The organism is Piscinibacter sp. HJYY11 (assembly GCF_016735515.1).
Lineage (GTDB): Bacteria > Pseudomonadota > Gammaproteobacteria > Burkholderiales > Burkholderiaceae_C > Rhizobacter.
In genome coordinates this window covers 1,100,774-1,123,844 of sequence record NZ_JAERQZ010000001.1, presented here as the reverse complement: position 1 = coordinate 1,123,844, position 23,071 = coordinate 1,100,774, and the positions used below count along the sequence as shown (strand labels likewise).

Annotated in this window: 20 protein-coding genes; 14 read left to right on the top strand and 6 right to left on the bottom strand. The window is 68.1% G+C overall.

All coding sequences use genetic code 11. The features are described 5' to 3' along the window. Positions 1-39: 39 nt before the first annotated feature. Entirely contained in the window at positions 40-2,856 is a 2,817-nt protein-coding gene (locus JI745_RS05105) for a hypothetical protein (RefSeq protein WP_201804322.1), read from the top strand. Between the two features lie 16 nt (positions 2,857-2,872). On the opposite strand, the gene JI745_RS05100 is transcribed toward JI745_RS05105, so the two are convergent. The 4 genes from JI745_RS05100 to JI745_RS05085 form a co-directional block, all read right to left on the bottom strand. After that, complete coding sequence (locus JI745_RS05100; RefSeq protein ID WP_201804319.1) at positions 2,873-3,163, bottom strand: hypothetical protein; 291 nt, start codon at positions 3,161-3,163, stop codon at positions 2,873-2,875. A gap of 103 nt (positions 3,164-3,266) precedes the next feature. Then, a complete protein-coding gene (locus JI745_RS05095; RefSeq protein ID WP_201804318.1) occupies positions 3,267-4,175 on the bottom strand; it encodes an aldose 1-epimerase in 909 nt (302 codons plus the stop codon). A 4-nt stretch (positions 4,176-4,179) separates the two neighbouring features. Further along, positions 4,180-5,079, bottom strand: coding sequence for an SMP-30/gluconolactonase/LRE family protein (locus JI745_RS05090; RefSeq protein WP_201804317.1), 900 nt, complete (start codon positions 5,077-5,079; stop codon positions 4,180-4,182). Between the two features lie 73 nt (positions 5,080-5,152). Then, on the bottom strand, positions 5,153-6,901 hold the full coding sequence (locus JI745_RS05085) for an IlvD/Edd family dehydratase (protein WP_201804316.1): 1,749 nt from the start codon (positions 6,899-6,901) through the stop codon (positions 5,153-5,155). Between the two features lie 139 nt (positions 6,902-7,040). Between JI745_RS05085 and JI745_RS05080 the strand changes: the two genes are divergently transcribed. Further along, on the top strand, positions 7,041-7,808 hold the full coding sequence (locus JI745_RS05080; RefSeq protein WP_201804314.1) for an SDR family NAD(P)-dependent oxidoreductase: 768 nt from the start codon (positions 7,041-7,043) through the stop codon (positions 7,806-7,808). Between the two features lie 6 nt (positions 7,809-7,814). Here the strand turns inward: JI745_RS05080 and JI745_RS05075 are convergent, their stop codons facing one another. After that, on the bottom strand, positions 7,815-8,792 hold the full coding sequence (locus JI745_RS05075) for a LysR family transcriptional regulator (RefSeq protein WP_201804313.1): 978 nt from the start codon (positions 8,790-8,792) through the stop codon (positions 7,815-7,817). A gap of 120 nt (positions 8,793-8,912) precedes the next feature. On the opposite strand from JI745_RS05075, the gene araD1 reads away from it, so the two are divergent. From araD1 to JI745_RS05015, 12 genes are all read left to right on the top strand, one after another. Further along, positions 8,913-9,908: an AraD1 family protein gene (araD1, locus tag JI745_RS05070; RefSeq protein WP_201804311.1), complete on the top strand. Its 996-nt coding sequence runs from the start codon at positions 8,913-8,915 to the stop codon at positions 9,906-9,908. A gap of 5 nt (positions 9,909-9,913) precedes the next feature. After that, positions 9,914-11,353: an aldehyde dehydrogenase family protein gene (locus JI745_RS05065; protein WP_201804309.1), complete on the top strand. Its 1,440-nt coding sequence runs from the start codon at positions 9,914-9,916 to the stop codon at positions 11,351-11,353. A gap of 109 nt (positions 11,354-11,462) precedes the next feature. After that, on the top strand, positions 11,463-12,425 hold the full coding sequence (locus tag JI745_RS05060) for an ABC transporter substrate-binding protein (RefSeq protein ID WP_201804308.1): 963 nt from the start codon (positions 11,463-11,465) through the stop codon (positions 12,423-12,425). Between the two features lie 84 nt (positions 12,426-12,509). Then, positions 12,510-13,577: a multiple monosaccharide ABC transporter substrate-binding protein gene (gene chvE, locus JI745_RS05055; protein WP_201804307.1), complete on the top strand. Its 1,068-nt coding sequence runs from the start codon at positions 12,510-12,512 to the stop codon at positions 13,575-13,577. 77 nt (positions 13,578-13,654) lie between these two features. Continuing rightward, positions 13,655-15,208: a multiple monosaccharide ABC transporter ATP-binding protein gene (mmsA, locus tag JI745_RS05050; RefSeq protein ID WP_201804305.1), complete on the top strand. Its 1,554-nt coding sequence runs from the start codon at positions 13,655-13,657 to the stop codon at positions 15,206-15,208. Then, positions 15,205-16,401 carry a multiple monosaccharide ABC transporter permease gene (mmsB, locus tag JI745_RS05045; RefSeq protein WP_201804303.1) on the top strand — a complete coding sequence of 399 codons (1,197 nt, stop codon included), beginning with the start codon at positions 15,205-15,207 and terminating at the stop codon, positions 16,399-16,401. The genes mmsA and mmsB overlap by 4 nt, the downstream gene beginning before the upstream one ends. A gap of 11 nt (positions 16,402-16,412) precedes the next feature. Continuing rightward, entirely contained in the window at positions 16,413-17,933 is a 1,521-nt protein-coding gene (locus JI745_RS05040) for a sugar ABC transporter ATP-binding protein (protein WP_201804301.1), read from the top strand. Further along, positions 17,930-18,973, top strand: coding sequence for an ABC transporter permease (locus JI745_RS05035; RefSeq protein ID WP_201804300.1), 1,044 nt, complete (start codon positions 17,930-17,932; stop codon positions 18,971-18,973). Before JI745_RS05040 ends, JI745_RS05035 begins: the two co-directional genes overlap by 4 nt. Continuing rightward, the gene (gene yjfF / locus JI745_RS05030; RefSeq protein WP_404932798.1) at positions 18,970-19,992 is read left to right on the top strand and encodes a galactofuranose ABC transporter, permease protein YjfF; all 1,023 of its coding nucleotides are present in this window, start codon (positions 18,970-18,972) and stop codon (positions 19,990-19,992) included. The genes JI745_RS05035 and yjfF overlap by 4 nt, the downstream gene beginning before the upstream one ends. Further along, a complete protein-coding gene (locus JI745_RS05025) occupies positions 19,989-20,870 on the top strand; it encodes a 2-dehydro-3-deoxygalactonokinase (protein WP_201804293.1) in 882 nt (293 codons plus the stop codon). The genes yjfF and JI745_RS05025 overlap by 4 nt, the downstream gene beginning before the upstream one ends. Then, positions 20,867-21,532 carry a 2-dehydro-3-deoxy-6-phosphogalactonate aldolase gene (locus JI745_RS05020; protein ID WP_310738492.1) on the top strand — a complete coding sequence of 222 codons (666 nt, stop codon included), beginning with the start codon at positions 20,867-20,869 and terminating at the stop codon, positions 21,530-21,532. The genes JI745_RS05025 and JI745_RS05020 overlap by 4 nt, the downstream gene beginning before the upstream one ends. Positions 21,533-21,569: 37 nt before the next feature. Continuing rightward, entirely contained in the window at positions 21,570-22,691 is a 1,122-nt protein-coding gene (locus JI745_RS05015; RefSeq protein ID WP_201804292.1) for an NAD(P)/FAD-dependent oxidoreductase, read from the top strand. 3 nt (positions 22,692-22,694) lie between these two features. On the opposite strand, the gene JI745_RS05010 is transcribed toward JI745_RS05015, so the two are convergent. Beyond that, entirely contained in the window at positions 22,695-23,069 is a 375-nt protein-coding gene (locus JI745_RS05010; protein WP_201804290.1) for a hypothetical protein, read from the bottom strand. Positions 23,070-23,071 lie beyond the last annotated feature (2 nt).

Here is a 23,071-nt window from a genome sequence, read left to right as displayed (position 1 = left end):
CGCCCGACAAAAACGCAGACCACCCCCCGTGGAGACCCTATGTCCTGGATCCGGACCCTCGTTTTCCTGCTGTCATGCTGGTGGGCATGCAGCGCTGCAGTTGCCCAGAGCATCGAACCCGCACCCGACTGGCAGAGTGCCGACACGGCGCACTTCCGCATCAACTACCGCGCCGCGTGGCGTCCGCAGGCCGAGCGGGTCGCCCGGATCGCCGAGCAGGTGTACCCGCGCATCACCCAGGCGCTGCAATGGGAGCCGCGCGGCCGCACCGAGATCCTGCTGATCGACCAGTACGACCTGGCCAACGGCTTCTCGACCCCGCTTCCCTACAACATCATCGGCGTCTACATGGCGCCGCCCGATTCGGGCGAGCTGCTCGACAACAGCGACTGGCTCGAGCTGCTCATCACCCACGAGTTCACCCACACCGTGCACCTCGACAAGGTGCGCGGCTTCCCGAGCGTGCTGCAGAGCATCTTCGGCCGGCAGCCGTTCTTCTTTCCCAACGTGTTTCAGCCGAACTGGATGGTCGAAGGCCTGGCCGTCTACCAGGAGAGCGAGCCCGGCACCGGCCGCGGCCGCCTGCGCGGGCCGGTGTTTGAAGCCTGGCTGCGTGCCGAGGCGGGCCGGGGCTTCCTGTCGCTGCGCGAGCTGAACGCCAATGGCCGCGCGCTGCCGCTGTCGAAGTCGTACCTCTACGGCGCCTACTTCTTCGACTTCCTCGCCCGCCGCTACGGCAAGGAGTCGGTCACCAAGGTCGTGCACCACTACAGCGGCAACCCGCCGTTCTGGCCACGCCTGCACAACAGCCCGTACGAGGCCACCGGCAAGCAGCTCGACGTGCTGTGGGCTGAGTTCCTCGCCGACCTGCAGCAGCAGGTGCGGGAACGTTCGCAGCCGCTGAAGCAGAAGGCCGAGGTGGCAGGCGAGCGCCTCGCCGGCCCGATGTTCGGCGTGGGCGCGGTCGCCGCGCTGCCGGGCGGTGAGACGCTGGCGGTGCTGGAAGACGGCCTGCACCATGCCAAGCTCGTGAAGATCGCCAAGGACGGCAAGCAGACCGTGCTCGCCGACGTGAACGGCAACGCCGAACTGCACGTCAACGCCAAGGGCGAGGTGCTGCTGAGCCAGCCGGACGTGTGCAACTGGCGTTACCTCGCCTACGACGTCTACCGCGTCGACGCCGATGGCGACCTGCGCCAGCTCACCCACTGCGCGCGGCTGCGCCGTGCCGTGCAGGCCGGTGGCGGCATCGTCGCCTTGCAGCAGGGGCAGGGCATCACGCGCCTGGTGCAGCTCGATGCACAAGGACGGCAGCAACGTGTGCTGTGGGAGCCGCCCGGCGAGATCAACCTCATCGACCTGGCCGTCTCGCCCGATGGCCAGCAGCTCGCCGTGGCGAGCAAGCGCGCGGGTGCATGGCGTGTCGACGCCTTCGACCTCTCGCAGCCCACACCGGCGCCTCGCCTGCTATTCACGCACGACGCGCCGGTGCACGGCCTGGTGCACGGCCCCAAGGGGCTGGAGTTCATCGCCGTGCGCGATGGCGTCTTCAACGTCTATCGCCTGGAAGGGGGCGCCTGGGTCAAGCTCAGCCACACCCACACCCGCGTGACGGCTCAAGGCGGCACGCAGGACGACGGCTCGCTCGCGATGGCCGTGGTCGCGCCCGGCGGCTTCGAACTGCGTCGCCTGGGCACGGCGGCGCCGCTCGAGCGCGCACCGGCCGCCACTGCAGCGTCAGCGCCGGCGCCGGCGCCGGCCGCCGTGACCAACCCCGTCCTCGGTGCCGGCCGCTCCTACAGCGCGCTGCGCTCCGTCTACCCGCGGGCGTGGTTCCCGGTGAGCTCGAGCGACCGCGGGCTCTTCAGCGTGGGCGCCAGCGTGTTCGGGGCTGACGCGCTCGGCTGGCACCAGTACGCCGCCACCCTGGCGTACGAGGTGACGCAGCACGAGCCGGTGGGCGCGGTGCAGTACCTTTTCCGCGACCAGCATGTCTTCACCCTGCAGCGCACCCTCACGCCGCGTGCCTGGGTGAACGGCGACGACACCGAAGACGTGCGCGCCTTCGACCGCAACACCAGCGCGCAGTGGCTGAGCGTGGTGCCGTGGCTGCGCCTCGACCGGCGCGTGCTGTTCGGCGTGGGTGCGGCGCTCGACCATGTCGAGCGTGTGCACCCCGAGGCCTTCAACGCCCCCGTCAACCGCACCGAGCGCATGCTCGCCGGCCTGTTCGAGTACGACACCACCGGCGGCGGCTGGTGGTCCGAAGGCGACAACCGCGGGCAGAAGGCGACCTTGCTCTACGAGAGCTATCGCCCGTTCGCCCGCGACGGCCGCAACGACTACGACGGTGACGTCGTGCGCCTCGACTGGCGCGGCTTCGTGCCGGTGGGCCGCAGCGTGATCGCGCTGCGCCACACCGAGGCCTGGGCCGAAGGCCTGACCGAGCCCTTCCAGCTCGGCGGTGCGGTCGACCCGCAGTTGCAGTTCGGCCTCGCGCTCAACAACCGCGACATCACCCTGCGCGGCTACCGCGGCAACGAGCGTGTGCTGCTGGGCCGCAAGGCGCGCGTCACGAGCTTCGAGTTCCGCACGCCCATTGCCGACATCGACCGCCATTTCATGGTGCCCGCAGTCGGCATCAACCGCGTGTCGGCGGCAGCCTTCTTCGACATCGGCGGCGCGTGGGACACCGGCAACCGCCCGCTGCACTACAGCCGCGGTGTGGGGGTCGAAGTGCTGGCCGACCTCAAGTTGCTCTACGCGCTCGGCTTCCAGGTGCGCATCGGCCTGGCTCAGGGCCTGGACGCTCCCAAGGGCACGCGCGGCTACTTCACGCTCGGCCGGGCGTTCTGAGCCGCTTCGGCGGCCCTCAGTGCATCTTGTCGCGCGGCGGCCGTTTGCTGAACGACTTGGGCTTGTAGACGTTGCCTTCCCAGTGGCCGTCGTCGCGGGCGCGGCGGATGGCCTCTTCGGCCAGGCGCTCGGCGCTCTTGCGCGAGCTGCGCCAGTGGTAGAGCTGCAGCCAGCCGTGCTTCAGGCGCAGCCAGGTGAGGCGCGCCCAGGCGTCGAGCGCAGCCCGGCGCTGCGCACCGGCCACGAGCCGGAGCATGAACACGACGCACACCGCCAGCGTGGCGCCGGCCAGGAACTTCTCGATCATCGGTGGGAGCACGCTTGGGCGGAGACGCCGCCCGTGGCGCACATCGTAGCGAGCGCTGCAAGACCTTGGCCGCAGAATCGGTTCGCCGCCGCGAGGCCAGGGCTCAGCGCGTCGATTTCTCCACGCGCCACTGCACCTCGAGGCTCAGCGTTTCGCCCTGCGCCAACACCTGCAGCCCCGGACGGCTGGGCAGGTGGAAGGCGTCGATCGGGTGGGTGACAGGCTCGAAGCAGAAGGCGTTGCCCTGCGGTGGTCGGTACATCAGGCAGTAGCCGTCGTTGCGCCCGCGCCGCAGTGTGGCCAGGTCGCGCATCGTCACGCGCAGGCCGTGTTCGGGCCAGTCGATGTGGGCTTCGCCCGACCAGCCGGTGTAGCAGTTGTCGACGAAGCTGCCGTGCGCGGGCGCCCCGCGGTTGAAGTCCCAGTCGGCGGGGATCTCCTCGGTGTGGCGAGTCGGCAGCGGGTCGCTGCCGCTGAGCCACACGCCCTTCACCGAGGTGGTGATGCGCGTGCCGGGTGTGCGCGGGAAGTAGGGGTGCAGGCCCGTGCCATAGGGCAGGGGCTCGGCGCCGAGGTGGGTGATGTGGATGGATTGGTCGAGCCCGGCGTCGAGCAGCGTGAAGACCTGTTCGGCGCGGTAGTGGTACGGGTTGCCGTCGTGGTGCTTGGACTCGAGCGACAGGCGCAGCGTGTTCACGCGTGGCCGCTCGGCCCGCCAGGCCTGCAACCAGCCGTCGCCGTGGATGGGATAGGGCTCGCCGGCGCGGTTGGGCGCCATAGGGTGGAAGTGGCCCGCCTGCTCGAAGCCGCCGCGGCTGATGCGGTTGGTCCACGGCAGCATCGCGAAATTGGCGAAGGTGTAGCGGTCGGCCGTGGCACCGTCCCAGGGGCGCCAGAGGTCGTGCCAGGTGTCCGCGTGCCAGGTCTGCCACGCGGCGATACCGCCGCCCAGGGTGGGCAGCAGGCCGAGGCGTTGGCCGGCGTGTTCGAGCCAGACGGTGTCTTGTTGCATCCCTTCAGCCTGCGTAAAGGTTCGGCGCGCGGCCGGCGGTGTCGAGGTCGATCGAAAAGAGCGCACCCGCCAGCGGCTGAGCGGCGAGTTGCGCATCGCTCAGCTCGAAGCGCGCGGTGGTGATGAAGAGGGTCTTCAGGTCCTGGCCGCCGAAGCAGCAGTTGCTGACGTGATCGGTCGGCAGCGGGATGCGCGCCAGCTCTTCGGCCGTCACCGGGTCATGGCAGGTGACACACGCGCCGCCCCAGTGGGCGATCCACAGGCGGCCGCTGGCGTCGGTGGTCATGCCGTCGGGGTAGCCGTCGTCGTCGGCGAAGCGGAGGAAGAGGCGCTGGTTCGACAGCGTGCCGGTGGCCACATCCAAGTCGAAGGCGTGGACCTTCTTGTTCGCCGTTTCGTTGAAGTAGAGGGTGCGGCCGTCGAGCGACCAGGTCGGCCCGTTGGTGACTGCGTAGTTCGCGTCGAAGGCGAGGGTGCAGCGGCGCTCGGCGTCGAAGCGGTAGAGCTTGCCGGTGGGTTCGGTGCAGCCAAAGTCCATCGTGCCGCCCCAGAAGTTGCCCTGGGCGTCGCACTTGCCGTCGTTGAAGCGGTTGCCAGGGATGTGGGGCTCGGGGTCGTGCAGCGGCTCGAGCGCGCCGGTGTCGGGGTCAAAGAACGCGAAGCCGCTGCGCAGAGTGACGAGCAGGCCGGGGTGGTGGGCGCGCTCGGCCACGGCCGAGATCTCTTCGTTGAAGTGCCAGCTGGTGCGCCGGCCGCCTTCCGGCTCGCAGCGGTGCAGCTGACGGCCGAGGATGTCGACCCAATAGATCGCCTGCCGGCGGGGCGACCAGAGCGTGCCTTCGCCCAGGGTGGCGTTGGCCGGCCAGAGGCAGCGCAGGTCGGAGGTGGGGCGCGGGGCAGTCATGTCGGCAGGTCGAAGTGGAGGCGGCGCGATTGTGCGGGCTCGCGCCGTAACCACTTTGTTCCTCGCGCAGGCGTCAGTGGGACTCGCGCGGCACCGGTGCGCCGCTGCTGCCGACCAGGAAGTCGAGGTCCGCCCCCAGGTGCGCCTGCTGCACGTGCTCGACGTAGAGCTTGTACCAGCCGCGCTTGGGCACGGGGGGCGCCTGCCAGTCGGCGCGGCGGCGCGCAAGCTCCTCGTCCGACACCTCGAGGTGCAGGCGCCGATTGGCCACGTCGAGCTCGATCATGTCGCCGTTCTTCACGAGCGCCAGCGTGCCGCCGGCCGCCGCTTCGGGCGAGGTGTGCAGCACCACGGTGCCGTAGGCCGTGCCGCTCATGCGGCCGTCAGAGATGCGGACCATGTCGGTGATGCCTTTCTGCAGCACCTTGGGCGGCAGCGGCATGTTGCCCACCTCGGCCATGCCGGGGTAGCCGCGCGGGCCGCAGTTCTTGAGCACCATCACGCAGTGCTCGTCGACGTCGAGATCGGGGTCGTCGATGCGGGCGTGGAAGTCTTCGATGTTCTCGAACACGACCGCGCGGCCGCGGTGCTTGAGCAGGTGCGCCGACGCGGCCGACGGCTTGATCACCGCGCCATTGGGCGCCAGGTTGCCGCGCAGCACGGCGATGCCGGCGTCGGCCATGAACGGCTCTTCAGGGGTCTTGATGACCTCGCGGTCGTAGCAGGCGGCGTTGGCGATGTTCTCGCCCAGTGTCTTGCCGTTGACCGTCAGCGCATCGAGATGCAGGCGCGAGGTGATCTCGCGCAGGACGGCCGGCAGGCCGCCCGCGTAATAGAAGTCTTCCATCAGGTACTTGCCCGACGGTTGCAGGTTCAGGATGCAGGGCATCTCGGCGCCCAGCTTGTCGAAGTCTTCCAGCGTGAGCGGGATGCCCATGCGGCCCGCGATCGCCAGCAGGTGCACCACCGCGTTGGTCGAGCCGCCGATGGCGGCGTTGGTGCGGATGGCGTTCTCGAAGGCCTGGCGCGTGAGGATCTTCGACATGCGCAGGTCCTCTTTCACCATCTCGACGATGCGCCGGCCGGTGAGCTGCGCAAGGCGGTGGCGACGGGTGTCGACCGCGGGGATGGCGGCGTTCTCCGGCAGCGACATGCCGAGCGCCTCGACCATGCTCGCCATCGTGGAGGCCGTGCCCATGGTCATGCAGGTGCCGCTGGAGCGGTGCATGCACGACTCGGCGGCGGTGAACTCCTCCATCGTCATCTCGCCGGCGCGCACCATCTCGCTCATCTGCCACACGCCGGTGCCGGAGCCCACGTCGCGGCCGCGGAACTTGCCGTTGAGCATCGGCCCGCCCGACAGGCCGATGGTCGGCAGGTCGCAGCTGGCCGCGCCCATCATGAGAGAAGGCGTGGTCTTGTCGCAGCCCATCAGCAGCACCACGCCGTCGATCGGGTTGCCGCGGATCGACTCTTCCACGTCCATGCTGGCAAGGTTGCGGAAGAGCATCGCGGTGGGGCGCATCTGCGTTTCGCCGAGCGACATCACCGGGAATTCGAGCGGGAAGCCGCCCGCTTCGTACACGCCGCGCTTGACGAACTCCGCCAGGTCGCGGAAGTGGCCGTTGCAGGGCGTCAGCTCGCTCCAGGTGTTGCAGATGCCGATGACCGGGCGGCCGTCGAGCAGGTCGTGCGGGTAGCCCTGGTTCTTGAGCCAGCTGCGGTGCATGAACCCATCGCGGTCCTGCTTGCCGAACCAGGCCTGGCTGCGGCGCACGGGCTTGTCTCCCGGCTTGTCGTCGGGCTTCTTCTTCGAATCCATTCGTTGTCGTCCTCGGTGCTTTTATGGGCTCGGGCGCGATAGCGCTTGACGCGGCGGATGCTAACAAGGCACATTGATAATAGAAAAATAAAGAAAAAAACTCGTGACATATAAAGATTGCAATACATCAGGAGATCGCATGCCTTCCCCCTCTCGACTCGCCACCTATCCCAGCCTGCAGGGCCGCACCGTCTTCATCACCGGTGGCGGCAGCGGGATCGGCGCGGCGCTGGTCGACGCCTTTGTCGCGCAGGGTGCGCGCGTGGCCTTTGTCGACATCGACGAGGCGTCGAGCCGCACGCTGGCGGAAAAGCTGGGTCCCAGCCGGATCTGGTGGCGCCGCTGCGACGTGCGCGACATCCCGGCCTTGCAATCGGCGATCGCCGACGCCGCGAAAGCGCTGGGCGACTTCGCCGTGCTGGTCAACAACGTGGCCAGCGACGACCGGCACACGCTGGAAGAGATCACGCCCGAGTACTACGACAACCGCATCGCCATCAACCAGCGCCCGGCGATGTTTGCCATCCAGTCGGTGGTGCCGGGCATGAAGCGGCTGGGCTTCGGCTCCATCGTCAACATCGGCTCCATCGGTTGGCAGACAAAGAACAGCGACTACCCGTGCTACGCGGTGTCGAAGTCGTCCGTCGACGGGCTCACGCGCGGTTTCGCCTCGGGCTTGGGCCAGGACCGCATCCGCGTCAACACGGTCACGCCGGGCTGGGTGATGACCGAGCGGCAGGTGAAGATGTGGCTCGACGCCGAGGGCGAAAAAGAGATCGCCCGCAACCAGTGCCTGCCCGACAAGCTGATGCCGGAGCACATCGCGAGCATGGTGCTGTTCCTCGCCTCGGACGATGCCGCCATGTGCACGGCGCAAGAGTTCACCGTCGACGCTGGCTGGACCTGAGCCTCGTCAATCCAGGTCTTCGGCCGAGGGCTCGAAGCGCGAGCCGTACACCGTCACCGCCGTGCTCTTGAGCGCCTTCAGCATCACCTTCGCCGCCGGCGACAGCAGCTTGTCGGTGCGGGTGATGAGCCCGAAGGCATCCATGTGGCACGGCAGGTCGATCGGCAGGATCGACACGATGCCGTGCGAGGCGTAGTACCGCGCCACGTCGCTCGCCACCACCGCGATCATGTCGCTCTGCTGCAGCATCTTGGTGATGAAGAGCAGGGCGCTGGTCTCGACCACGTTGACCGGCGGCTCCAGGCTTTCTTCCTGGAACATGAGCTCGAAGCGGTGGCGCAGCACGCTGCCCGTGGGCGGCAGGATCCAGCCCGCGCTCACCACGTCGCGCAGGCCGAGCTGCGACACGTTGATCAGCGGGTGTCCGGGGCGCGTGATGGCTGACACGGGCTCCTCGGCCAGCACCTCGTAGCGCAGGTCGGTCTTGTCGTGCTGGGCGAAAAGCCGGGCGACGAGCATGTCGAGCTTGCCGTGCGAGAGCCGCTCCATCAGCACGTCGCTGGTCTCGATCTGCAGCGAGATGTTGAGGCTCGGGTGCTCCTGCTTTACCAGCGCCACGGCCGGAGGCAGCAGCACCAGCCCCGGCGACGTGATCGCGCCCACGCTCACCTGCCCGAAGCGGCCGGCCTTCAGGGCGGTGAGCTCGTCGTGCGCCTGGTTGAGGCTGGCCAGCGCCACGCGTGCGTGGCGAATCATGGTTTCCCCGTACCAGGTCGGCCGCATGCCCCGCGGCAGGCGTTCGAAGAGCGGCACCTCCAGCACGTCCTCCAGGTCCTTCAGCAGCTTCGACGCAGCCGGTTGCGTCATGTTGAGCACCTGGGCCGCGCGGTGGATGTTGCCTTCCTCGGCCAAGGCCACCATCAGCAGCAACTGGCGTGTCTTGAGCCGGGCGCGGATGAACCAGTGCGTGTAGTTCGTCGTCATGAAACGAGGCTTGGGGTTTTCATTGATAAGAAATCGTATATCGGTTACCGGCAAATTTCTATTAGGAAGTTATCTGTCGGCTACGTACCATGCGGCACCTTTCGAAGCCCCCAGCCCTCCATGAGACTCATCCAGTTCATCGACGACGACAACGCATGCAGCGTGGGCCGCGTCACGGCCGACGGCGTGCGCCGTGTCGGCGGCTTCCGCAGCAGCTATGCGCTGGCCGATGCGGCGCTGTCGCGTGGCATCGGGCTGGAAGCCTTTGCCGAGAGCCGCGATGCGCCCGGCGCCGCGTTGCCCTACGCGCTGCTGCAACAAGAAGGTCGCCTGCTGCCGCCGGTGACCCACCCCGACCCGGCACATTGCCTGGTGAGCGGCACCGGCCTCACCCACCTCGGCAGTGCCGCCGCGCGCGACGCGATGCACCACAAGCTCGCGGGCGGTGAAGAAACGCTGTCGGACTCGATGCGCATGTTCAAGTGGGGCCTCGACGGCGGCAAGCCGGCCGAAGGCGCCGGCGTGCAGCCCGAGTGGTTCTACAAGGGCAACGGCCACATCGTCGCCGCGCCCGGTGCGCCGCTCACCATGCCCGACTTCGCGCTCGACGGCGGCGAAGAGCCTGAACTGGTCGGCCTCTATCTCATTGACAGCAGCGGTCAGCCGCGCCGCCTGGGGTTCGCAATCGGCAACGAGTTTTCCGACCACGTGACCGAGCGCCAGAACTACCTCTACCTCGCCCACTCGAAGCTGCGCGCCTGCGCCATCGGCCCCGAGCTGCGCACCGGCGCGCTGCCTTCGCACCTGGCCGGCACCAGCCGCATCCGCCGCGACGGCCACGTGGTGTGGGAGAAGCCCTTCCAGACCGGCGAAGCCAACATGAGCCACAGCATCGCCAACCTGGAGTACCACCACTTCAAATACGCAGAGCACCGCCGGCCGGGCGACCTGCACCTGCACTTCTTCGGCACCGCCACGCTGAGCTTCGCCGACAACGTGCGCGTGCAGCCGGGCGACCGTTTCGAGATCGAGCTGCCCGAGTTCGGCGCGCCGCTGGTCAACCCGCTGGCGCTGGCCGAGCGCGGCTTCGCCTTCGGTGGCGTGAAAACACTCTGAACGCCATGGCACAGCAGACCTTCAAGAACTACATCAACGGGCGCTGGGAAAACGGCGTCACCACCGGCGTGAGCGAGAACCCGTCGGACCTCTCCGACGTGGTGGGCGAGTACAGCCGCGCCGACGCGAGCCAGACCCAGTCGGCCATCCGTGCCGCGGCCGATGCACGCAGCGCCTGGGGCCAGAGCACGCCACAGCGCCGTGCCGATGCGCTCGACCAGATCGGCAGCGAAATCCTGGCGAGGAAAGACGAGCTCGGCGAACTGCTGGCCCGTGAAGAGGGCAAGACGCTGCCCGAGGCGATCGGCGAGACGGTGCGCGCCGGCAACATCTTCAAGTTCTTCGCCGGCGAGGCCCTGCGCATCGGCGGCGAGAAGCTGGCCTCGGTGCGACCGGGTGTCGATGTCGAGGTGACGCGCGAGCCGGTCGGCGTGGTCGGCATCATCGCGCCGTGGAACTTCCCGCTGGCCATCCCCGCGTGGAAGATCGCGCCGGCCCTGGCTTACGGCAACAGCGTCGTCTTCAAGCCGGCCGAGATCGTGACGGCCTGCGCCTGGTCGCTCGCCGAAATCATCAGCCGCGCCAACCTGCCGGCGGGTGTGTTCAACCTCGTGATGGGCAGCGGCCGCCAGGTCGGCCAGGCGCTGCTCGACAGCACGCTCGTCGATGCGGTGAGCTTCACCGGCTCGGTGGGCGTGGGCGAACAGGTGCTGAAGGCCACCACCGCCCGCCGCGCGAAGGTGCAGCTCGAGATGGGCGGCAAGAACCCGCTCGTCGTGCTCAACGATGCCGACCTCGAGCAGGCGGTCGAAGTCGCCGTGCAAGGCTCGTACTTCTCCACCGGCCAGCGCTGCACGGCCTCCAGCCGCCTGATCGTCGAAGCCGGTGTGCACGACGCCTTCGTGAGCCGCCTGCGCGACCGCGTGAAGGCGCTGCGTGTCGGCCATGCGCTCAAGCGCGAGACCGAGATCGGCCCGGTGGTCAGCAGCGATCAACTCGCGCAGAACCTGTCGTACGTGGAGCTCGGCCGCACCGAAGGCGCCGAGCACCTCTGGGGCGGCGAGGTGATCGAGCGCGACACCCGCGGCCACTACATGAGCCCGGCGCTCTTCCTCGCGCAGCCGCAGCACCGCATCGCCCGCGAAGAGATCTTCGGCCCGGTGGCCGCCGTGCTGCGCGCCGACGACTACGAGCACGCGCTGGCGCTGGCCAACGACACGCCCTTCGGCCTGTGCGCCGGCATCTGCACCACCTCGCTCAAGCGCGCCACGCATTTCAAGCGCCACGCCCAGGTCGGCATGGTGATGGTCAACCTGCCCACCGCAGGCGTCGACTACCACGTGCCTTTCGGCGGCCGCAAAGGATCCAGCTACGGCCCGCGTGAACAGGGCCGCTATGCCGCCGAGTTCTACACGACCGTCAAGACGGCCTACACGTTTTCCTGAGATTTATTCGCTGTCACACAACAGAAGGTCTTCCACGAAAGACGTTCACTTCCATACGCCGCTTCGTTCCGCCGAACATTCCACCAAGACATCCCAACGAGGAGACAACATGAAACTGCAACGACGCACCCTGATCGCAGCCGCCACGGCCGCTCCGCTGGCCGGCCTGCTGCCGACCGCCTTTGCCCAGAAGAAGATCGTGCTGGGCTTCAGCCAGATCGGCGCTGAAAGCGAATGGCGCACCGCCAACACCGAGTCGATCAAGTCGTCGGCCAAGGAAGCCGGCATCGAGCTCAAGTTCTCCGACGCGCAGCAGAAGCAGGAGAACCAGATCAAGGCCATCCGCAGCTTCATTGCGCAGAAGGTCGATGTGATCGCCTTCTCGCCGGTGGTCGAGTCGGGCTGGGGCACGGTGCTGCGTGAGGCCAAGGCCGCGAAGATCCCGGTCATCCTGTCCGACCGCGCCGTCGACGAGAAGGACGACAGCCTGTGGGTCAGCTTCATGGGCTCCGACTTCGTCGAAGAGGGCCGCCGCGCCGCGCGCTGGCTGGTCGACAAGACCAAGGGCAATAACACCCCGGTCAACATCGTCGAGCTGCAGGGCACCGTGGGCTCCGCTCCGGCCATCGACCGCAAGAAGGGCTTCGAGGAAATCATCAAGGCCGACCCGAAGTTCAAGATCATCCGCTCGCAGACCGGCGACTTCACCCGTGCCAAGGGCAAGGAAGTGATGGAAGCCTTCCTCAAGGCCGAGGGCAAGAAGATCAACGTGCTCTACGCGCACAACGACGACATGGCGATCGGCGCCATCCAGGCGATCGAAGAGGCCGGCCTGAAGCCCGCGAAGGACATCCTCATCATCTCGATCGACGCGGTGAAGGGCGCCTTCGAAGCCATGATCGCCGGCAAGCTGAACGTCTCGGTCGAGTGCAGCCCGCTGCTCGGCCCTCAGCTGATGGCCGCGGTGAAGGACCTGGTCGCCGGCAAGCCGATCCCGAAGCGAATCGTCACCGAGGAAGGCGTCTTCCCGATGGAAGTGGCCGCCAAGGAATTCCCCAAGCGCAAGTACTGATCACTCGCTGACCACGAGCCAGTGTCACGGGGCCGCCCATGCAGCGGCCCCGGTCTGGCTTGCCTCATCCCTTAGGAGACACGCATGCAGAAGATTCGTCGCCTCATCGTCGCGGCGCTCGCCACCGGCCTCGTCGCCTGGCTGCCCCAGGTCCAGGCCCAGGACAAGGGCCTCATCGGCATCTCGATGCCCACCAAGTCGTCGTCGCGCTGGATCAGCGATGGCCAGAGCATGGTCAAGTACTTCCAGGCCAAGGGCTACAAGACCGACCTGCAGTACGCCGACGACGACATCCCCAACCAGCTCGCCCAGGTCGAGAACATGATCACCAAGGGCGCCAAGGTGCTGGTGATCGCCGCCATCGACGGCACCACGCTCTCGGACGCCCTGCAGAAGGCGGCCGACAAGAAGGTCAAGGTCATCGCCTACGACCGCCTCATCCGCGGCTCGAAGAACGTCGACTACTACACCACCTTCGACAACTTCCAGGTCGGCGTGCTGCAGGCGAACTCGATCGTCGACAAGCTCGGGCTGAAGCAGGGCAAGGGCCCGTTCAACATCGAGCTCTTCGGCGGATCGCCCGACGACAACAACGCCTTCTTCTTCTACAACGGCGCGATGTCGGTGCTCGACCCCTACATCAAGAGCGGCAAGCTCGTGGTACGCAGCAAGCAGATGGGCATGGACAAGGTCGGCACGCTGCGCTGGGACGGCGCCGTGGCGCAGGCCCGCATGGACAACCTGCTCTCGGCCTACTACACCAACGCGCGTGTCGATGCGGTGCTGAGCCCGTACGACGGCCTGTCGATCGGCATCCTCTCGTCGCTGAAGGGCGTGGGCTACGGCACGCCGAAGCAGCCGTTCCCGGTGGTGAGCGGGCAGGACGCCGAGCTGCCCTCGGTCAAGTCGATGCTGGCAGGCGAGCAGTACTCCACCGTGTTCAAGGACACGCGTGAGCTCGCCAAGGTCACGGTCGACCTGGTCGATGCCGTGCTGGCCGGCAAGCAGCCGCAGATCAACGACACCAAGACCTACAACAACGGCGTGAAGGTCGTGCCCTCGTTCCTGCTGAAGCCGGTGAGCGTGGACGCGTCCAACTGGAAGCCGGTGCTGGTGGGCAGCGGCTACTACACCGAATCGCAAGTCAAGTAACCCAGGCGTTCAAGCGGCTTGAGCCTGCGTCTGACCCCGATTCGTCTGCGCAGGCTCTTTTTTGAATCCCCAAAGCCATGAACATCCTCGAGATGCGCGGCATCACCAAGACGTTCCCGGGCGTCAACGCGCTCAGCAACGTCAACCTCGCCGTGCGCCAGGGGGAGATCCACGCCGTCGTCGGCGAAAACGGCGCCGGCAAGTCGACCTTGATGAAGGTGCTGAGCGGGGTTTACGCCTGCGACACCTACACAGGCGAGATCCACTACCAGGGCGAACTGCGCCGCTTCAAGAGCATCGCCGACAGCGAGAAGCTCGGCATCATCATCATCCACCAGGAGCTGGCGTTGGTGCCGCTCCTGTCGATTGCCGAGAACCTCTTCCTCGGCAACGAGCCCGCACGCCATGGCGTGATCGACTGGGGCGAGGCGCATCGCCGCACGCGTGAGTTGCTCGCGAAGGTGGGGCTGAACGAATCACCGTCCACGCTGGTCACGCACCTGGGCGTGGGCAAGCAGCAGCTGATCGAGATCGCCAAGGCGCTCGCGAAAGAGGTGAAGCTGCTCATCCTCGACGAGCCCACCGCCAGCCTCAACGAGAGCGACAGCGAGGCGCTGCTCGAGCTGCTGCTGCAGCTGAAGCAGCAAGGCATCTCGTCGATCCTCATTTCCCACAAGCTCAACGAGATCGCCAAGGTGGCCGACTCCATCACCGTGCTGCGCGACGGGAGCACCGTCGAGACGCTCGACTGCCGCGAGCAGCCCGCGAGCGAAGACCACATCATCCGGCTGATGGTCGGCCGCGAGATGGCCGACCGTTACCCCAAGCGCTCGCCCAACCCGGGCGAGGTGGTGTTCGAGCTGCGCGACTGGCGCGTGCACCACCCGCTGCACGCCACGCGCGAGGTGGTGAAGGGCGTGAACCTCGCGGTGCGCCGCGGCGAGATCGTCGGCATCGCGGGCCTGATGGGCGCCGGCCGCACCGAGCTGGCCATGAGCCTCTTCGGCCGCGCCTACGGCCAGCGCATCACGGGCGAGGTGCTGAAGAACGGCCGCCCCATCGACACCAGCACCATCGACCGGGCCATCGCGCAAGGCATCGCCTACGTCACCGAAGACCGCAAGGGGCTGGGCCTGGTGCTGCACGACGACATCCGCCGCAACATCACGCTCGCCAACCTGCGCGCCGTCTCGCGCGGTGGTGTCATCGATGGCGGCAAGGAGCACTCGGTCGCCGTCGACTACCGCCGCAAGCTCAACATCCGCTCGTCCGGCGTGCACCAGGCGGTGGTCGACCTCTCGGGTGGCAACCAGCAGAAGGTCGTGCTGAGCAAGTGGCTCTTCGCTGAGCCCGAGCTCCTGATCCTCGACGAGCCCACGCGCGGCATCGACGTCGGTGCCAAGTTCGAGATCTACAGCCTGATGGCGCGCCTGGCCGAAGAAGGCAAGTGCATCCTCATGATCTCGTCGGAGATGCCCGAGCTGCTCGGCATGTGCGACCGCATCTACGTGATGAACGAAGGGCGCTTCGTGGCCGAATTCCCCGCGGCTGAAGCCTCCCAGGAAAAAATCATGCGCGCCATCGTCAAGTCCGGCAGCGCCATCCACCAAGCAGAAGAGGTCGCCGCATGAGCAGCGTGGCCCCCGCCGCCATTCCCGCCGCCCGCAAGGAGCACGGCAACTTCCTGAAGGCCAACATGCGCGAGTACGGCATGTTGCTGTCGCTCGTGGTCATCATGGGCCTGTTCCAGGTGCTGACCGACGGCACGCTGCTGCGCCCGCTCAACCTCACCAACCTCGTCCTGCAGAACAGCTACATCGTCATCATGGCGCTGGGCATGCTGCTCGTGATCGTGGCCGGCCACATCGACCTCTCGGTGGGCTCGGTGTGCGGCTTCATCGGCGCGCTGGCGGCCGTGCTGATGGTGCAGCACGGCTGGCACCCGGTGCCCACCACGCTCGTCTGCCTCATCGCCGGCGCCGTGATCGGCGGGGCGCAGGGCTGGTGCGTGGCCTACAGGCGCATCCCGTCCTTCATCGTCACGCTGGCGGGCATGCTGGTCTTCAAGGGGCTCACGCTCGCACTGCTCGGCGGCATGTCGGTCGGGCCGTTCCCGGTCGCGTTCCAGCGCCTGAGCTCCGGCTTCATCCCCGAGCTGTTCAATGACGACAACCTGCGGCTCACCTCGCTGGTGATCGGCGTGATTGCCGCCGCGGTGTGGTTCGCCGTGCAGATGCGCGCACGCCGGCACCTGGCGAAGCACGGCATGGACGAGGAGCCGTACCCGTTCTTCCTCGGCAAGACGCTGGTGTTCTCTGGCGCGATCATCGCCTTCAGCTGGCTCATGGCCTCGTACAAGGGCCTGCCCAACGTGCTGATCGTGATGGTGGTGCTGATGCTCGTCTACGACTTCATCACCCACCGCACCACGCTCGGCCGCCGCATCTACGCGCTCGGTGGCAACGAGAAGGCCACGCGCCTGTCCGGCATCAAGACCGAGCGGCTCACGCTCTTCGCCTTTGCCAACATGGGTGTGCTGGCCGCACTGGCCGGGCTCGTGTTTGCCGCGCGCCTCAACACCGCCACGCCCAAGGCCGGCCTTGGCTTCGAGCTCGACGTGATCGCTGCCTGCTTCATCGGCGGCGCCTCGGCCTCCGGCGGCGTCGGCAAGGTGATGGGCGCGGTGATCGGCGCCTTCGTGATGGGCGTGATGAACAACGGCATGTCCATCATGGGCATCGGCATCGACTACCAGCAGGTCATCAAGGGGTTGGTGCTGCTGGCGGCGGTCTTCATCGACGTGTACAACAAGAACAAGGCCTGATCCACTTTTCCATGACCGACCACCACCCTGAGCCGCTGCTGCACCTGCGCGGCGTGTCCAAGCAGTTCTTCGGCGTGCGAGCACTGCACGGCGTGGAGCTGCGCCTTTTTCCTGGCGAAGTGCATGCCCTGATGGGGCAGAACGGGGCGGGCAAGTCCACGCTCATCAAGGTGCTGACGGGCGTCTACGCGGCCGATGGCGGCGAGATGACACTCGCCGGCCAGCCGATCGCCCCCACCTCGCCGCAAGACGCGCAGGCCCTGGGCATCAGCACTGTCTATCAGGAGGTCAACCTCTGCCCGAACCTCTCGGTCGCCGAAAACATCTTCGCCGGCCGCTACCCGCGCAAGGGTGCGCTCGGTGCCTGGCGCATCGACTGGGCTGGCATGAACCGGCAGGCCGAGGAGTGGCTCGCCCGGCTCAACATCCGCATCGACGTCACCCGCCGGCTCGACAGCTATGCGGTGGCCGTGCAGCAGATGGTGGCCATTGCGCGCGCGCTGAGCGTGTCGGCCAAGGTGCTCATCCTCGACGAGCCGACCTCCAGCCTCGACGAAGACGAAGTGGCGCGGCTCTTCGACACGCTGCGCCGACTGCGCGGCGAAGGCATGGCGATCCTCTTCGTCACGCACTTCCTGGAGCAGGTCTACGCGATCTCCGACCGCATCACCGTGCTGCGCAACGGCGAGCTGGTGGGCGAGTACCCGGCCAGCTCGCTCGGCCCCACCGCGCTCATCACCGCGATGGTGGGGCGTGAGCTGGCGGCGAGCCGGGGCCAGGCGCAGGCCCGTCCGGTGGCCGAGGGCGCGGTGCCGCTTTTGGAGCTGAAGGGCCTCGGTGAGCGTGGCCAGGTGCAGCCCATGGACCTCACCGTGCACGCCGGCGAAGTGGTGGGCCTCGGCGGCCTGCTCGGCTCGGGCCGCACGGAGCTCGCGAGGCTGCTCTTTGGCCTGTCGTCGGCCGACAGTGGCGAGCTGCGGGTGGACGGCGAGGCCGTCGCGTTCAAGACCCCCGCCGATGCGGTGCGCCACGGCCTGGGCCTGTGCCCCGAGGAACGCAAGGCCGACGGCATCGTGGCCGAGCTCTCCGTGCGCGAAAACATTGCGCTCGCGCTGCAGGCCCGGCACGGCCTCACGAAATACCTGTCGCGCGAGCAGCAGGCGGCGCTCGCGGAAGGCTACGTCAAGGCGCTGGGCATCAAGACGGCCAGCATCGACACCCCCATCGGCCTGCTCTCCGGCGGCAACCAGCAGAAGGCGATGCTGGCGCGCTGGCTCGCCACCGAGCCGCGGCTGCTGATCCTCGACGAGCCCACGCGTGGCATCGACGTGGCCGCCAAGCAGGAGATCATGGACAAGATCCTGGCGCTCGCCGAGGGCGGCATGGCCATCGTCTTCATCTCGTCGGAGATGAGCGAGGTGGTGCGCGTCTCGCACCGCATCGCTGTCTTGCGCGACCGCCGCAAGGTCGGCGAGCTGCCCGCGGGCAGCAGCGAGCAAGAGGTCTATCACCTGATCGCGGCAGACGCATGATCAAGAAACTTTTCGAGCACCGCCTTGCGTGGCCCATCGTCACGCTGCTGTTGCTGCTGATCCTGAACGCAGCCTTCAACCCCAGCTTCCTGCGCCTGGAGTGGCGCGACGGCCACCTCTACGGCAGCCTGATCGACATCCTCAACCGTGCCGCACCGTTGATGCTGGTGGCGCTCGGCATGACCCTCGTGATCGCCACCCGGGGCATCGACATCTCGGTGGGCGCAACGGTCGCCATCACCGCCGCCATCGCCGCCTGGATGATCGGCGGCGCGCTGGTGGTGCAGAACGGCGTGGCCACGCATGTGAGCCGCTTCCCGATGCCGGTGGCGATCGCCGCGGCGCTGGGCGTGGCGCTCCTTTGCGGCCTGTGGAACGGCGTGCTCGTCGCCCGCGTGGGCATGCAGCCGATCGTCGCCACGCTGATCCTGATGGTGGCGGGGCGCGGCATCGCCCAGCTCATCACCGACGGCCAGATCATCACCATCTATTACGCGCCGTACTTCTTCATCGGCAGCGGGTACCTGCTGGGCATCCCGTTCTCGCTCTTCATCGTGGCGGCCGTGTTCGCGCTGCTGTGGTGGGTCGTCACGCGCACGGCGCTCGGGCTCTTCATCCAGGCGGTGGGCATCAACCCGGCCGCAGCGCGTGTGGCCGGCGTGCGCTCGCGCCTCATCATGCTGTCGACCTACGCCTTCTGCGGCCTGTGCGCCGGCGTGGCGGGCTTGCTCATCAGCTCCAACGTCAAGAGCGCCGACGGCAACAACGCCGGGCAGCTGATGGAGCTCGACGCCATCCTCGCCGTCACGCTTGGCGGCACGTCGTTGAACGGCGGCCGCTTCAGCCTCGCCGGCAGCGTGATCGGCGCGCTCATCATCCAGACGCTCACCTACGCGATCTATTCCATGGGCGTGCCGCCCGAAGTCAACCTCGTCGTCAAGGCGGTGGTCGTGTTCATCGTGATGCTGCTGCAATCGCCGGAGTTCCGGCAGAGCGTGCGTGACCTCGTGTTCCGTGCACCGGTGGGGGCCAAGCCATGAGCGCCTCCCCGATGGCAGCGGGCCTGGGCACGGCGGGGCAGGGCGCCACCTTGCGCCGCCCGAGGCTCGACCCGAAGTACCTGCCCCTCACCGTCACCATCGCGCTCTTCTTCGCGATGGCGACTGCCGGCTCGGTCAGCTACACCGGCTTCTTCTCATCGCAGGTGTTCCTCAACCTGCTGATCGACAACGCCTTCCTCTGCATCGTGGCGGTGGGCATGACCTTCGTGATCCTCTCGGGCGGCATCGACCTCTCGGTGGGCTCGGTGATCGCGCTCACGACCATGGTGTCGGCCTCGCTGGTCGAGAAGCACCAGTGGAGCCCGGCGGTGGTGCTGCCGCTGGTGCTGCTGATGGGCACGGCCTTCGGCGCGTTGCAGGGCTTCCTGATCGAGCGCTTCCGCCTGCAGCCCTTCATCGTGACGCTCGCGGGCATGTTCCTCGCGCGGGGCCTGTGCTACCTCATCAGCATCGACTCGATCAGCATCACCAACAGCACCTACACCGCGATCTCGCAGTGGCGGTTGCCGGTATGGGGCGAGGCGTCCATCACCCTGAGCGCACTGATCGCGATCGTGGTGGTGCTGGCGGCGATCTTCATCGCGCACTACACGCAGTTCGGCCGCACGGTGTATGCCATCGGCGGCAGCGAGCACTCGGCGGTGCTGATGGGGCTGCCGGTGCGCTCGACGGTGGTCGGCGTCTACACGCTCAGCGGCTTCTGCTCGGCGCTGGCCGGCGTGGTGTTCACCTTCTACATGCTGTCGGGCTACGGCCTGCATGCGGTCGGCCTCGAGCTCGACGCCATCGCCGCGGTGGTGATCGGCGGCACGCTGCTCACCGGCGGCGTGGGCTACATCGCCGGCACGCTCTTCGGCGTGCTGATCCTCGGCATCATCCAGACGCTGATCATGTTCGACGGCACGCTCAGCTCGTGGTGGACGCGCATCGTGATCGGCGCGCTGCTGTTCGTGTTCTGCCTGCTGCAGCGGGTCTTCGAATCGAAGCGCAAGCGATGAAGCACGGCGTGATCGGCATCGACTGGGGCACCACGCACCGCAGGGCCTACCTGCTGGGTGAGGGCGGGGCACTGCTCGACGAGCGCTCCGACGACCAGGGCCTGCTGGTGGCGCGCGGGCGGTTTGCCGAGTCGTTCGACGCGATCGTGCAAGGCTGGCCGCGCGAGCTGCCGGTGGTGATGTCGGGCATGGTCGGGGCCGCCTCGGGCTGGCAGGAAGTGCCGTACCTCGAGGCGTCGACGCCGCTCGCGGCGCTCTCGCGCCACCTCGTGCCGCTGAAAGACGCACCGCAAGGCCGCCGCATGGCCATCGTGCCGGGCTACCGCTGGATCGGGCCGCAGGGCGAGGTCGACGTGATGCGCGGCGAAGAGACCCAGTTGCTCGGGGCCCTGGCATTGGGCCAGGGCGACGGATGGGTGGTGCTGCCCGGCACCCATAGCAAGTGGGTGCGGCTGGAGCGCGGCGTGATGCAGGGCTGGCGCACCTACATGACCGGCGAGCTCTTCGCGCTGCTCGGCCAGCACGGCACGCTGGCCGGCATCGTGGGGCCGGACGACGTGCCCGAAGCCTTCGAGGCGGGCCTGCTCGCAACGGGCCGTGGCGCGCTGTCGCACACGATCTTCGGCTGCCGTGCCAAGGTCGTGACGGGCCGCATGCCGGCGGCGCATGCGCGCTCGTACCTGTCGGGCCTCCTGATCGGCACCGAGTGGGGCGACACACGGCCGTCGCCCCGCGCAGTGACGGTGGTCGCGGCGGGTGCACTCGCGTCCGCCTATGGAGAGGCGGCACGCCACCATGGCGGCACCCCCATCGTGCTCGACCCTCGGGCGGTGTACCTCGCCGCACTGGCCAGCCTGCAGGAAGGGATCAACAAGTGACCGAGTTGCAAACATTCCAGCCGCCGCTCGTGGCCATCCTGCGCGGGCTTGCGCCCGAGCAGGCGCGTGCCGCGGCGCTCGTGCTCTTCGAAGCCGGGTTTCGCATCGTCGAGGTGCCGCTCAACCGGCGCGGCGCGCTCTACTGCATCGAGACCATCGCGGCGGTCGCGCCGGCCGACGCACTGGTGGGCGGTGGCACCATGCTCTCGACGCGCGATGTCGACGACGTGCACGCCGCAGGTGGCCGCCTGATGGTGGCACCCAACTGCGATGCCGACGTGATGCGCCGCGCCGCCGAGCGCGGCATGGCGGTGGTGCCCGGCGTGGCCACGCCCACCGAAGCCTTCAACGCGCTGCGCTGGCGTGCGAATGCGCTCAAGGTCTTCCCGGCCGAGATGGTGGGGCAGGCCGGCCTCAAGGCCTTCCGGTCGGTGCTGCCGGAAGGCACGCCGCTGCTGCCGGTCGGCGGGGTGACGCCCGAGAGCCTGGCCGGCTGGGTGAAGGCCGGGGCCACCGGCTTCGGCATCGGCAGCCAGCTGTTCCAGCCGGGCATGGCGCTCCACGAGCTGGGCCGCCGCGCGCGCGACTTCGTCGCCGCCTGGCATGCGGCCACCTCGGTGCCCACACCGGCACCGGTGCCGTCGACGGCTCACGCAGAATAGGCCGGCCGGGGATCGCCCGGCGTCACGCGGGCGAACGATGGAACAGGTCGATGCGGTGGTGGTCGGTGCGGGGGTGGTGGGCCTGGCGGTCGGGCGAGCGTTCGCGCAACGAGGCCTCGACACCATCGTGCTCGAGAGCGAGACCGCGATCGGCACGGGCGTCAGCTCACGCAACAGCGAGGTCATCCACGCGGGCCTCTACTACCCCGCCGGCTCGCTGAAGGCGCGGCTGTGCGTGCAGGGTCGGCAGATGCTGTATGCGTTCTGCGAGTCGCACGGCGTGCCGCACCGGCGCTGCGGCAAGCTGGTGGTGGCGACCGACGAATCGCAGGTCGCGGGCCTCGATGTCCTGATGAAAAAGGCAGCGGCCAACGGCGTGCACGACCTCCGGCGGCTGAGCGCCGCCGAAGCCATCGCGATGGAGCCGCAGCTCGCCTGCACTGGCGCCATCCTCTCGCCCTCGACCGGCATCGTCGACAGCCACGGCCTGATGCTCGCCCTGTTGGGCGACCTGCAGGCCGCCGGTGGCGACGTGGCGCTGTCGTCGCCGGTGGAGCGCATCCGCTGCATCGATGGCCTGCACGTGCTGCACGTCGGCGGTGACGAGCCGATGGAGCTTGCGGCACGCATCGTCGTCAACGCCGCCGGCTTGTGGGCGCCGAAGCTGGCCGCCGCGACCGAAGGGCTCGACAGGGCGCATGTGCCGACCGCCCACTTCAGCAAGGGCTGCTACTTCTCGCTTGCCGGCCGCGCGCCGTTCTCCCGTCTCGTCTACCCGCTGCCGCAGGACGCCTGGCTCGGCGTGCACCTCACGCTCGACCTCGGCGGCCAGGCGCGCTTCGGGCCCGACGTGGAGTGGTTGCCCGATGACGCGGCTAAGCGGCCGCTCGACTACACCGTCGACCCGGCGCGTGCCGCCGGCTTCTATGCCGACGTGCGCCGCTACTGGCCTGGCCTGAAGGACGGCGCGCTGCAGCCGGCCTACAGCGGCATCCGCCCGAAGATCCACCGGCCCGACGAGCCCGCGCCCGACTGGCGCATCGACGGCCCGGCCGAGCACGGCGTGAAGGCCCTGGTGAACCTCTTCGGCATCGAGTCGCCGGGGCTCACCTCGTGCCTGGCCGTTGCCGACGAGGTGGTGAAGCGGCTCGACGCCTGAGCTTCACGCGCTGGCGGTGAGGCAACCTGTCAGCGACAGGTTGCTGCTGCCGACGAGCAGCTCCAGCGTGTCTTGCCCCGGCTCGTCCAGCGCGAGTTGCACGGTGCCGCGAGCCGGCACCCGCAGGGCGAACACACCTTCGTCGTTGCTGCGGCCGCTGGCGAGCAGGCGACCGTCGCTGGCGCGTGCATGCACGCCGGTGGCCAAGGGCCGGTGCTGCCGGTCGGTGACGCAGCCTTCGAGTTGCACGAAATCACTGCGGATCACGGAGGCGGGTTGTGCGGTGGGCGAGGTGGGCTCCGACGGCCCTGCGCCACCGCCGCAGGCGGCGAGCAGGCAAGCCGAGGCCAGCGCCACCGCGTGGCGAATCGTTCTCATGG